Here is an 11,861-nt window from a genome sequence, read left to right on the forward strand (position 1 = left end):
GCGTCTCCTTCAGGCACTGCAGGGGGGTGGGTGGCGGAGGCATATTTTTCGTCAGACGAAGACGGCCGCGATCACGGCGCCGACCGTGAGCACGGTCACGAGGCCGATCACCCACGGTACCCAAGCGGGGCGGCGGCGGCCGGGATGGGTGGCCAGCGCGGCGATCACAGGACCGGCGAGCAGGAGGAGGACGATCGAGCCGACTTCGCCGAACAGACCCGAGAGCCACAGCAGCGTGAACAGCAGGCTGCTGAGGACGGCCACCCACTCCCAGCCGAGCCGGAACCAGATGGCCGGGAGAATCATGCCCACCGGCGGCAACAGGATGATGAGCAGGACGATGGTGCCGAGCTCGCATTGATCGGCCACGTTGTCGTCGCACAAGGCGCCGTTGAGCAGGGGAAAGAGCATGATCGCCAGCAGGCCGGCGATCACCACTGAGAGGAGCACCCCCAGGTAGGACCACGCCACGCGGGTCCCACCCAGGGGTGCCTCACTGGGCCTCATCCCTTCAGCAGGCTCCGCAGCACGTACTGCATGATGCCGCCGTTGCGGTAGTAGTCGGCCTCACCGGGGGTGTCGATGCGGACGACGCCCTCGAACACGGTCTGCGTGCCGTCCGGCTTCACCGCGGTGACGGTCACCGTCTTGGGGGTGACCCCCTTGTTGAGGGCGGTGACGCCGGTGACCGAGAAGGTCTCGGTGCCGTCCAGGCCCAGCGAGTCGGCGGTCTCGCCCTCGGGGAACTGCAGCGGCAGGACGCCCATGCCGATCAGGTTCGAGCGGTGGATGCGCTCGTAGCTCTCGGCGATGACGACCTTCACGCCCAGCAGCGAGGTGCCCTTGGCCGCCCAGTCGCGCGAGCTGCCCGAGCCGTACTCCTTGCCCGACAGCACGACCAGCGGGATGCCGGCCGCCTGGTAGTTCTGCGAGGCGTCGTAGACGAACGACACCGGGCCGCCTTCCTGGGTGAAGTCGCGGGTGTAGCCGCCCTCGGTGCCCGGCGCGATCTGGTTGCGCAAGCGGATGTTGGCGAAGGTGCCGCGGATCATCACTTCGTGATTGCCACGGCGCGAGCCGTAGCTGTTGAAGTCCTTGCGCTCGACGCCGTGCTCGATCAGGTACTGCCCGGCCGGGGTGTCGGCCTTGATGTTGCCGGCGGGGCTGATGTGGTCGGTGGTGACCGAATCGCCCAGCTTGAGCAGCACTCGCGCGCCCTCGATGTCAGTGACCGGCTCCGGGTTCTCGGGCATGCCGTCGAAGTACGGGGCCTTGCGGACGTAGGTCGAGTCCGGATCCCACTCGAAGATGTTGCCGCTCGGGGTGGGCAGCGTCCGCCACTTCTCGTCGCCGGCGAACACGTCGGCGTAGCGGGTGGCGAACATCTCCGCCGAGATCGAGCTACCGACGACCTGTTCGATCTCTTCGGTGGTCGGCCAGATGTCGCGCATGTAGACGTCGGTTCCGTCGGCGGCCTGGCCGAGCGGCTCGTTGGCCAGGTCGATGTCGAGGGTGCCGGCCAGGGCGTAGACGATGACCAGCGGCGGGGACGCCAGGTAGTTCATCTTCACGTCGGGGCTGATCCGGCCCTCGAAGTTGCGGTTGCCCGAGAGCACGGCGGTGACGGCGAGGTCGTTGTCGTTGATCGCCTTCGACACCTCCGGGATCAGCGGACCGGTGTTACCGATGCAGGTGACACAGCCGTAGCCGACGGTGTTGAAGCCGAGCTCGTTGAGGTACTGCTGCAGACCGGACTTCTCGTAGTAGTCGGTGACCACCTTCGAACCGGGCGCGACCGTGGTCTTGACCCACGGCTTCGGCTTCAGGCCCGCCTCGACGGCCTTCTTGGCGACCAGCGCGGCACCCAGCATCACCGACGGGTTGGAGGTGTTGGTGCACGAGGTAATGGACGCCACCGTGACCGCGCCATGCTTCAACTCGAAGCTGCGGCCGTCCGACAGCGTGACCGGGACGGACTTGGTGACGTCACCGGTGTAGCCGGGCAGCGCGGCGTTGAAGGCCTGCTTGGATTCCGACAGCACCACCCGGTCTTGGGGGCGCTTGGGGCCGGCAATGCTCGGCACGACCGTGGACAGGTCGAGCTCGATGTACTCCGAGTAGCGCGGCTCGGCCGACGGGTCGTGCCACAGGCCCTGGGTCTTGCAGTAGGCCTCGACGAGCGCGATCTGCTCCTCGGTGCGGCCGGTGAGGCGCAGGTAATCGGTGGTCTTGTCGTCGACCGGGAAGACGGCGATGGTCGAGCCGTACTCGGGGCTCATATTGCCGATGGTGGCGCGGTTGGCCAGCGGCACCTCCGAGACCGACGGGCCGTAGAACTCGACGAACTTGCCGACCACCTTGTGCCGGCGCAGCATCTCGGTGATGGTCAGCACCAGGTCGGTGGCGGTGACGCCGTCGTTGAGCTTGCCCGACAGCTTGAAGCCGACCACGCGCGGGATCAGCATGCTGACCGGCTGGCCGAGCATGGCGGCCTCGGCCTCGATACCGCCCACGCCCCAGCCGACGACGCCGAGGCCGTTGACCATGGTGGTGTGCGAGTCGGTGCCCACGCAGGTGTCCGGGTAGGCCTGCAGGACGCCGCCGACGACGCGCGGGAATACGACGCGGGCGAGGTTCTCGATGTTGACCTGGTGGACGATGCCGGTGCCCGGCGGCACGACCTTGAAGTCGTCGAAGGCGCCCTGGCCCCAGCGCAGGAACTGGTAGCGCTCGCGGTTGCGCTCGTACTCGACGTCCATGTTGAGGCTCATCGCGTCCGAGCTGCCGAAGAAGTCGGCGATCACCGAGTGGTCGATGACCATCTCGGCCGGGGACAGCGGGTTGACCTTGCTGGCGTCACCGCCCAGCTCCGCGACGGCCTCACGCATAGTGGCGAGGTCGACCACGCAGGGCACGCCGGTGAAGTCCTGCATGATGACGCGGGCGGGGGTGAACTGGATCTCGTCGACCGGCTCGGAGTCGGCGACCCAGGCGCCGAGCTTGCGGATGTGGTCGGCGGTGATGTTGGCGCCGTCCTCGGTGCGCAGCAGGTTCTCCAGCAGCACCTTCAGGCTGTAGGGCAGAGTGTCCGACCCTTCGACCGCGTCGACCCGGAAGATCTCGTACGCTGTCCCGCTGGATTCCAGGGTGGCCTTGGCTCCGAAACTGTTCACGCTCATGCGCTGCTTCTCCTCTTCGACAATGTCCAGCACGTCTTATCTCGACATCGAGATACTACCCGATGATGGCTGGTTTGCGCGCCGTCCTTCCTCGAATCCTACGGGGGTCCAGCACGTGCGCAGGCGGATTAATTTAAGCGCGTGTTCCTTGCGTTATTCCTAGCCATCACGCATCCGGGCGAAGGATGGCCACGCACTCCAGATGAGCCGTCATCGGGAACAGATCGAAGGCGCGCACCGAGTCGGTCCGGTAGCCCAAGGCGGACGCCGTGGCGAGGTCGCGGGCCAGCGTTGCCGGGTCGCAGGACACGTAGGCGACCGCCCGCGGCCGCCGCCGGAGCACCTCGGCGATCACCGCTCGCCCTGCCCCGGCGCGCGGCGGATCGAGGACCACGAGATCGACCCGGCCGCGGACCCGGCGCAGCACCCGGTCGACCGATCCGGCGTGGAAGCGCGCCTGCGGAACATTCCGGCGCGCCAGGTCGACCGCCGTCCGCCCGCCCTCGATCCCGGTGACCTGGGCGCCAGCACCGGTCAGCGCGCCCGCGAACAGCCCCACGCCGCAGTACAGGTCGAGCGCACGCTCGCCCGCGCGCGGGGACAGGCCGGCCAGCACGGCGTCCGCGAGCACCTCCGGAGCCCGCGGGTGCACCTGCCAGAAACCATCGGCACGCACCTGCCACGCCCGGCCGAGCGCGCGCTCGGCCACCACGGCGTCCGAGCCCGGTTCGACCCAGACCGGACCGTCGGCGGCGTCGGCACCGATCAGGGTGTCCCCGGGCAGCACCGAGTCCGGTGCGGCCAGGCCGGGGGTGGCGATCCGGCAGCCGCCGTCCGGAAGCGGCACCACCGCGTGGGAGGCCTTGGCGCGCAGCCCCCAGCCGCCGTCGGCGCGTTGGTAGCGCATCCGGCGCCGCCAGCCCAAGGGTGCGGGCAGCACCTCCTCGACGGAACCGTCCCAGTCCAGACCGGCGAACCGGCGCAACTGCTCGGCGACGACCTGGCGCTTCAGTTCGCGCTGATGCCCGGCTTCGACATGCTGGAAGTCGCAGCCGCCACACGCGGCCGCGACCGGGCACGGCGGCACCACCCGGTGCTCGGCGGGCTCGGTGATCGCGACGGCGTCGGCGAAGGCATGCCGCGCGGCCACCGCCGTGACCCGCACCTCGGCGAGTTCGCCCTCCAGGCCGTGCCGCACGAAGACCACCCGGCCCTCATGGCGGGCCACCCAATGGCCGCCCGCGGCCACCGGACCGATCCGCACCCCGCTCAGCATCTCGCCGGGCGCCCACACACCGGGCGCGCGGTCAGCGTCTGGATCAGTCATCGTCGAGGTGCTGGCCGGAATGGACGGTGCCGGTGCCCGGACGCCGCCACGCGGCCGCGTCGTTGCGGACGGCGCGCTCCAGCGCCGCTTCGGAGGACTTCAGCTGGTACGGCACCACGGTGGTGATCACGCCGGGCAGGAACGAGAGCCTGGTCCGGATGAACAACGCCGTCTGGTTGTGCAGCAGACGCTCCCACCAGTGGCCCACGACAAGCTCGGGAACATAGACCATCACCACGTCACGCGGATTGCCCGACACCAAGCCCTTCACATACGTCACGAACGGCCCGGTCAGCTCGCGGAACGGCGACGCGATCACCTTCAACGGCACCGTGGGCTGCAATGCGGCCCACTCGCGGACGATCGCCGCCGTCGCCGCCTCATCCACGCTGACGGTGACCGCCTCGATCGAGGTCGCCCGGCTCGCCCGGGCGAAATCGACCGCGCGCATCACCGGCTTGTTCAACTCCAGGATCAAGATGACGGCGCGTACCCGGCTCGGCAGCGTGTCGGTCTCCTCCGGCACGATGGCCGTCTCGCGCGCAACCTTGTCGTAGTGACCGGCGATCGAACGCATCAGCACGAACACGCCGGCCATCGCGATCACCGCCAGGTAGGCGCCGTAGATGAACTTGCTGGCCAGCACGATCACCAGCACGGTGGCGGTGAACGTCAGCCCGACGACATTGGTGGCGCGCGAGCGCAGCATCCGGCGGCGCTCCCCGGCATCGGACTCGTCGGCGAGCAGCCGGGTCCAGTGCCGCACCATGCCGATCTGGCTGACCGTGAACGACACGAACACCCCGACCACGTACAGCTGGATGAGCGCGGTCACGCTGGCGTTGAACGCCAGCACCAGACCGGCCGCCGCCAGGGCGAGCACGATGATGCCGTTGCTGTAGGCCAGCCGGTCGCCGCGGGTGTAGAGAGCCCGCGGCAGGTAGCCGTCCCGAGCCAGGATCGAGGCTAGCACCGGGAACCCGTTGAAGGCCGTGTTGGCCGCCAGGAACAAGATGATCATCGTCATCACGATCACCAGGACGAAGCCGGCCTGGAAATGGTCGAACACGGTCATCGCCAGCTGGGCGATCACCGTCTCCTGGTGACCCTCCACCGGGACGCCGCCCTGGGCGAAGTGCACGCCGGCGTGCTCGTCGACCATCCGGGCCCCGGTCAGGTTGGCCAGCGCGATGATGCCGGCCAGCATCGTGATCGCCACCGTGCCCAGCAGCGCCAGCGTCGTCGCGGCATTGCGGCTCTTCGGCTCGCGGAACGCCGGCACGCCGTTGCTGATCGCCTCCACACCGGTCAGGGCGGCCGAACCGGACGAGAACGAACGGGCCAGCAAGGCCACCAGCGCGAAGCCGCCGAGTTGCTCGTAGAACGGATCCCCGATCACCTCGTACCCCGCGGTGGGGGCCGTCAGCGGCTCACCGAGGACCAGCACCCGGACCAGGCCGGTCGCGATCATCGCGAGCACGGCGATCATGAAGCCGTAGGTCGGGATCGCGAAGAACCGGCCCGACTCCCGCACGCCTCGCAGGTTGATCGCCATCAGCACCAGGATCAGCCCGGCCGCCACCCACCCCTCGTGCCCCACGATCGCCGGGAACAAGGCGCGCGCGTTCTGGACACCCGAACTCACCGAGACCGCCACCGTGAGCACATAGTCGACCAGCAGTGCGGACGCCACCGTCAGCCCCGCGTTACGGCCCAGGTTGACCGTCGCCACCTCGTAGTCGCCACCGCCGGACGGGTAGGCGTGCACCGTCTGGCGATAGGACAGCACCACCACCAGCATCACCAAAGCGACGGCCGCCGCGATCGGCCAGGAGAACGCGAACCCCGCCACCCCCGCCAGGCTGAGGGTAAGCAGGATCTCATCAGGGGCGTAGGCGACCGACGACAAGGCGTCCGAGGCGAACACGGGAAGCGCGATGCGCTTGGGGAGAAGCGTCTCTCCCAACTGTGTGCTGGCCAGCTTGCGCCCGACCAGGAGCCGTTTGGCGGCCTCCACAAGACTCACAGGTCTACACTCTAGACCCGTGCACATCGTCATCATGGGGTGCGGCCGTGTCGGCGCCACCCTGGCTCGCGGATTGGAGCGCCGCGGGCACACCGTATCCGTGATCGACCAGGACGCCGACGCCTTCCGCCGCCTCGGGCCCGAGTTCCACGGCAAGACCGTCAAGGGCGTCGGCTTCGACCGCCGCGTCCTGGTGGCGGCCGGCATCAAACACGCCGACGGCTTCGCTGCCGTCTCCTCCGGAGACAACTCCAACATCCTCGCCGCGCGCGTCGTCCGCGAAACCTATGGCATCAGCAATGTCGTGACCCGCATCTACGACCAGGGCCGCGCCGAGGTCTACGAACGGCTCGGCATCCCCGCGGTCGCCACGGTGCGCTGGGCGTCCGACCAGGTGCTACGCCGCCTGCTGCCCGAAGGCTCCGAGCCGCAATGGCGTGACCCCTCCGGCATGGTGCGGCTGATCCAGCTGAGCGCCCACGAAGGCTGGGTGGGCCGGCGGATCACCGCCATCGAGGCGTCCATCCGCGCCCGCATCCCGTTCCTCACCCGCTTCGGTCAAGGCATGGTGCCCGCCGAGGCGACCATGCTGCAGGACGGCGACATCCTCTACGTCGCCGTCTCCAACGAGGACGTCCCCCGCATCGAGGGGCTGCTCGCCGAGCCGCCGCTCCCCCAGTGAGAGGTTGACCCATGCGCGTCGCTATCGCCGGAGCCGGGAACGTCGGCCGCTCCATCGCCCGCGAACTGCTCGCCAACGACCACCGCGTCCTGCTCATCGACCGGGACCCGAACGCGATCCGCCCCGACAACGTCCCCGGCGCCGAATGGCTGCTCGCGGACGCCTGCGAGGTCGACTCGCTCGAGGAGGCCCGCATCGACCGCTGCGACGTCGCCATCGCCGCCACCGGCGACGACAAAGCCAACCTGGTGCACAGCCTGCTCGCCAAGACCGAGTTCGCGGTGCCCCGCACCGTCGCCCGGGTGAACCACCCCAGCAACGAGTGGATGTTCAACGACATCTGGGGGGTCGACGTGGCCGTCTCCACGCCCCGCCTGATGTGCGCCCTGGTCGAGGAGGCCGTCACGGTCGGCGACCTGGTCCGGCTGTTCTCGTTCCGCGGCGGCAAGGCCAACCTCGTCGAGATGACGCTGCCCTTCGAGAGCCCGCGGGTGGGCCAGCGCGTCGCCAACCTCGCCCTTCCCGGGGACGCGGTACTGGTGGCGGTCATCCGCGACGGCACGGCGTCCGCACCTCAGCCGAACGGCGCCCTCGAAGGCGGCGACGAACTGATGTTCCTGGTCAACCCCGAGTTCGAGTTCGATCTGGCCGGCTACCTCGCCCCCGGAGTCCAGCGCGGACGCATCGCATCCGAAGACGAGGACGACGAGTAGCCGTCAGCCGTCGGTACGGGGCGCCCCGGCTGTTGCGTCAGCCGTCGGCGCGAGGCGCACCGGCTGCTTCGTCAAGCGTCGGTGCGGAGCACACCGGCCAGTCCCTCAGGCGTCGGTGCGAGGCGCACCGAACATGATCTCGTCCCAACTGGGCACCGACGCGCGCTTGCGGCGGGTGCGCGGCTTAGCTGTGGGGGTGGGCGAGTCGTCCTCGATCAACGCCAGCTGTTCAGGTTCGGGTAGCGGCTCGTCGGCCACGGCGTCCGACGGCGAGGTGAACACCAACGGAGTGTCGGGCTCGTCGCCGCGCGGCTCCTCGTCCGTATCGTCGTCGGCGCCCTCGGCCTCGGGGCCGGCCACCACCGGGCCTGCGACGCCGGCCGGGGCCTCCTTCGGGTGGACCAGCCCCGCGTAGATCTTCACCGAATCCTCGTCGAAGCTCGACAGCATGTCGAAGAGCACGTCCAACTCGCCCTCACGCGAGGGGACGATGTCGTAGATGCCGTCGACCTCCTCCAGATCGCTCTCCTGGAAGGCGTCCTCGGCATCGGCGTCGTCCTCGGCGGGTGCTTCCGAGACCGGCTCGGCCACCGTCTCGGGGTCGGCGTCCTGCACGGCGTGAACCAAGGCCAACTCGTCGCGGACGTGCTCGCCGATCAGCCGGGCCGCCTCGTCATCGGTGGCGACGCTGAAGCGCCCGGTGGTGTCGAAGGCGAACAGCGCACGTCGCGGCGTCCCGCCCTCATCGAAGGACACCTGCACCTGCCAGCGGCGATCACCGATCTTCCAGGCATCCCAGGAGACCGACTCGTCATCGATGCCGCGCGCGGCCAGCGCATCGGCGATCGCGTTGCGCAAGGACCGGTGCGAGGCCGTCTCTCCGCGACGGCGCACCGGGTTCGTGCGCGCCAGCCCGCTGAGGTAGTCGCGTTCGGCGATGACCGGCGCGGCGAACACCTCGACGCGTGCCAGCGGCATGCCCGCCGCCTCGGCGACCTCTTCGATCGAGGCCCCCGCGCGAATACGCGCCTGAATATCACGGGGTCTCAACGCACTCTCCATGCGAGTAACCTATCCTTCCTTCGGTGACGTCGGTGCCCACCGCGCCGTGAACTCCGGCGTCGGCCGTTCGAAGGGTGGCTTGACGCATGTGATATAAGCGTTCTGCGTCGTCCATCGGCGTCCACCCAACCGTATGTGAAAGGAACCCATGGCGACTGACTACGACGCTCCTCGCAAGACCGATGAGGAGAGCGAAGACAGCATCGAGGAACTCAAGAGCCGCCGGAACGACAAGAACTCCGGCAAGGTCGATGAGGACGAGGTCGAGGCCGCCGAAACGTTCGAGCTTCCCGGCGCCGACCTGTCGCACGAGGAACTCACCGTCCGGGTGCTGCCGCGCCAGGCCGACGAGTTCACCTGCGCGAGTTGCTTCCTGGTGAAGCACCGCACCCAGGTGGCCCGCGAAGTCAACGGCCTCATCTACTGCGTCGACTGCGCCTGATTCCAGGCGCGCGACCAAGGCCCGCGTGGACCTGCGCCGTCACAGGCGCAGGTTCACGCTGCGCAACGGGCTCGGGGCGCCCGTGAACGACTCCCAGCGGTTCGCCACCATCCGGTTGGCGAGCACCTGGGACAGCCCCACACCCACCGCCAGCGCCATCACCCACGCCGCCGCTTTGCCGGTGGGCACATGCGGATCGTTCGGCTCCGGCGGTTCTTCGCCGGTCACGAACGACCAGCCTGCGCTGACCGCCTTGGTGGTCACCAGCGCGGCCGCGGCGGCAACCCCCGCCGAGTAGAGCTGCCAGACGATCTTGTGGGAAAAGTCCATGACGCCGCCGTCCTGCCGAGCAGCCCCGGTGGCCGCCTCGCCGCCATCCTAATGCCGACACCGGCGCTCCCACCTCCGCGCGGGCGGCTAGGTTGGGGCGCGTGGAATATCGGGAACGTCTGAGCGCCCCCGCCTGGTACTGGCTGGTGGGGGTCGCCTTCGGCTCCACCTCCGCGCTGGCCATGGGTTTGTGGTTCGGGATCGAGGCCGCGATCGCCGGCGGCCTCGGCCTGACCGCGCTGATCACCATCGCCATCGCCTGGATGGGCCGCACCGAGATCGTCGTCGACGGCGACGGCCTGCGGGTCGGGGTGAACCTCCTCGAGTGGCCGTGGGCCGGCGAGGTCGAGGCGCTGGACACCGCACGCGCCCGCGCGCTGCTCGGCGTGGAGGCCAACGCCGCGGCCTTCGAGGTGCAGCGGCCCTGGCTGGGCGAGGCCGTCCGGATCGAGGTCGCGGACGCCGCCGACCCGCACCCGTACTGGTTCGTCTCCACCCGGCGCCCGGCCCAGCTGGCCGCCGCCATCGAACGCGCACGCACCAAGGAGGACTCTTGATGAGCACCGACGATCTTCGCATTCTCGTCCGGCGGCTGGATCCCGGCGTCCCGCTGCCCCGCTACGCCCACCCCGGTGACGCGGGCGCTGACCTCGCCACCTGTGAAGACGTCACCATTCCGCCCGGCGAACGCCGGCTGGTGCGCACCGGCATCGCGCTGGCCGTCCCGGACGGTTGGGCGGCGTTCGTGCACCCCCGCTCGGGCCTGGCCGCGCGCGCAGGGCTGACCATCGTCAACGCGCCGGGAACCGTCGATGCGGGCTACCGCGGCGAGATCATGGTGTGCCTGCTCAACACCGACACCACCCGAGACGTGATACTGCACCGGGGCGACCTGATCGCACAGCTAGTCTTCCAACGCGTCGGCTGGGCCGAGTTCGCCGAAACCGGCGAACTGCCGCCCAGCGCCCGGGGAACGGGCGGCCATGGCTCCACCGGGGGCGTGGCAGGCTGGGTGGATCAGGCGAACCCCACGGGGTCGAGCGGAGGGACGAAACAGTGATCTTTGGGCGTAAGGCGCGCAACGGCGGCACGGACGACGGCGTTGCGGTCGAGCAGGAGTTGCTCGACGACGAGGCCGCGCCTGCGGACGACGCCGGCGAGGCGTCCACGGACGATCCCCGCGCCGACGGCCCCTTCGACGCCGAGGAGGTCGATCTCGACGCCGACAAGGTCGAGCGCCTCACCTTCGGGCCGCTGATCATCACCCCGTTCGAGGGGCTCAACCTGCAGTTGCACGGCGACCCTGAGACCAACACGATCCAGGCTCTGCTCGCCGCCTACGGCGACTCGGGCCTGGAGTTGGCCCTGTTCGCCGCCCCGCGCACCGGTGGCCTGGCCGCCGAACTGCGCGAGGAGACGATCGAGGAGACCGGCCAGGCCGGCGGGCACGCCGAGGAGGCCGACGGCCCCTTCGGCCCCGAGATCCGTCGTGTGCTGCCCCTGGAGGGCCCCGAAGGCGAGCAGCTGTTCCACGTGTCGCGCATCTGGCTGGTCGAGGGCCCTCGCTGGCTGCTGCGCGGCACCCTGATGGGCCGCGCGGGCATGGTCGAGGGCGAGAACGAGCCGGCCGACGTGTTCGTCGAGTTCTTCCGCAACGTGGTCGTGGACCGCGACGAGCAGCCCCGGGTTCCCGGCGAGCTGATCCACCTGTCCGTCCCGGCCGGCGCGCCGCAGGGGTAGCCATGGGCTGGTGGGATCGGCTGCGGGATTCGATGCGGTCCAACGACGAACTGACGTCGGAGGACCGCAAGAAGCTGGCGTCCGACCGCGGCTGCGACACCGTCGGCAGATGCGCCGACCGCAGCCGGGTGACGCTGCGCGGCACCATCGACGTGCTGACCGTCCGTCCTCGTCAAGACGTTCCGTGGCTGGAGGCCGATCTGTCCGACGGCACCGGCAAGGTCACGCTGATCTGGATGGGCCGCCGCTCGATCCCGGGCATCGAGGCCGGCCGCGACCTGATCGTGAAGGGCCGCATCTCCACCGCGGACGGTTCGGCCCGCATCTACAACCCGCATTACGAACTGCTGTAGGCCCGGC

Annotated in this window: 13 protein-coding genes; 7 read left to right on the plus strand and 6 right to left on the minus strand. The window is 69.5% G+C overall.

Annotated features, from left to right (window positions below; all coding sequences use genetic code 11):
- Positions 1-51: 51 nt before the first annotated feature.
- The 4 genes from QM708_RS00860 to QM708_RS00875 all read right to left on the minus strand — a co-directional run bounded on the left by QM708_RS00860 (position 52) and on the right by QM708_RS00875 (position 6,532).
- A complete protein-coding gene (locus QM708_RS00860) occupies positions 52-471 on the minus strand; it encodes a hypothetical protein (RefSeq protein ID WP_415103465.1) in 420 nt (139 codons plus the stop codon).
- 32 nt (positions 472-503) lie between these two features.
- On the minus strand, positions 504-3,179 hold the full coding sequence (acnA, locus tag QM708_RS00865) for an aconitate hydratase AcnA (RefSeq protein ID WP_415103467.1): 2,676 nt from the start codon (positions 3,177-3,179) through the stop codon (positions 504-506).
- 166 nt (positions 3,180-3,345) lie between these two features.
- A complete protein-coding gene (locus QM708_RS00870) occupies positions 3,346-4,455 on the minus strand; it encodes a class I SAM-dependent RNA methyltransferase (protein WP_415111193.1) in 1,110 nt (369 codons plus the stop codon).
- Between the two features lie 43 nt (positions 4,456-4,498).
- Positions 4,499-6,532 (minus strand): APC family permease, encoded by a 2,034-nt coding sequence (locus QM708_RS00875; protein WP_415103469.1) that lies wholly within the window; start codon positions 6,530-6,532, stop codon positions 4,499-4,501.
- A gap of 34 nt (positions 6,533-6,566) precedes the next feature.
- On the opposite strand from QM708_RS00875, the gene QM708_RS00880 reads away from it, so the two are divergent.
- Together QM708_RS00880 and QM708_RS00885 are read left to right on the plus strand one after the other, a co-directional pair.
- Positions 6,567-7,214 (plus strand): potassium channel family protein, encoded by a 648-nt coding sequence (locus QM708_RS00880; RefSeq protein WP_415111196.1) that lies wholly within the window; start codon positions 6,567-6,569, stop codon positions 7,212-7,214.
- A gap of 11 nt (positions 7,215-7,225) precedes the next feature.
- The gene (locus tag QM708_RS00885; protein ID WP_415103471.1) at positions 7,226-7,927 is read left to right on the plus strand and encodes a potassium channel family protein; all 702 of its coding nucleotides are present in this window, start codon (positions 7,226-7,228) and stop codon (positions 7,925-7,927) included.
- Between the two features lie 105 nt (positions 7,928-8,032).
- On the opposite strand, the gene sepH is transcribed toward QM708_RS00885, so the two are convergent.
- Positions 8,033-8,989: a septation protein SepH gene (gene sepH, locus QM708_RS00890; protein WP_415103473.1), complete on the minus strand. Its 957-nt coding sequence runs from the start codon at positions 8,987-8,989 to the stop codon at positions 8,033-8,035.
- A 148-nt stretch (positions 8,990-9,137) separates the two neighbouring features.
- On the opposite strand from sepH, the gene QM708_RS00895 reads away from it, so the two are divergent.
- Positions 9,138-9,431: a DUF4193 domain-containing protein gene (locus QM708_RS00895; RefSeq protein ID WP_415103475.1), complete on the plus strand. Its 294-nt coding sequence runs from the start codon at positions 9,138-9,140 to the stop codon at positions 9,429-9,431.
- Positions 9,432-9,470: 39 nt separating this feature from the next.
- Here QM708_RS00895 and QM708_RS00900 read toward each other — a convergent pair whose 3' ends face one another.
- Positions 9,471-9,761, minus strand: a complete 291-nt coding sequence (locus QM708_RS00900) for a DUF4235 domain-containing protein (RefSeq protein ID WP_415103477.1) — start codon at positions 9,759-9,761, stop codon at positions 9,471-9,473.
- Between the two features lie 101 nt (positions 9,762-9,862).
- Between QM708_RS00900 and QM708_RS00905 the strand changes: the two genes are divergently transcribed.
- From QM708_RS00905 to QM708_RS00920, 4 genes are read left to right on the plus strand one after another with little or no spacing between them, the layout of a single operon-like run.
- Positions 9,863-10,318, plus strand: coding sequence for a DUF3093 domain-containing protein (locus tag QM708_RS00905; protein WP_415103479.1), 456 nt, complete (start codon positions 9,863-9,865; stop codon positions 10,316-10,318).
- Positions 10,318-10,821 carry a dUTP diphosphatase gene (dut, locus tag QM708_RS00910; RefSeq protein WP_415103481.1) on the plus strand — a complete coding sequence of 168 codons (504 nt, stop codon included), beginning with the start codon at positions 10,318-10,320 and terminating at the stop codon, positions 10,819-10,821. The genes QM708_RS00905 and dut overlap by 1 nt, the downstream gene beginning before the upstream one ends.
- Positions 10,818-11,501 carry a DUF3710 domain-containing protein gene (locus QM708_RS00915; RefSeq protein WP_415103483.1) on the plus strand — a complete coding sequence of 228 codons (684 nt, stop codon included), beginning with the start codon at positions 10,818-10,820 and terminating at the stop codon, positions 11,499-11,501. Before dut ends, QM708_RS00915 begins: the two co-directional genes overlap by 4 nt.
- A gap of 2 nt (positions 11,502-11,503) precedes the next feature.
- Positions 11,504-11,854: an OB-fold nucleic acid binding domain-containing protein gene (locus tag QM708_RS00920; RefSeq protein ID WP_415103485.1), complete on the plus strand. Its 351-nt coding sequence runs from the start codon at positions 11,504-11,506 to the stop codon at positions 11,852-11,854.
- The last annotated feature ends 7 nt before the right edge of the window (positions 11,855-11,861 follow it).

It is taken from the genome of Propioniciclava sp., from assembly GCF_047602245.1.
Taxonomy (GTDB): domain Bacteria; phylum Actinomycetota; class Actinomycetes; order Propionibacteriales; family Propionibacteriaceae; genus Propioniciclava.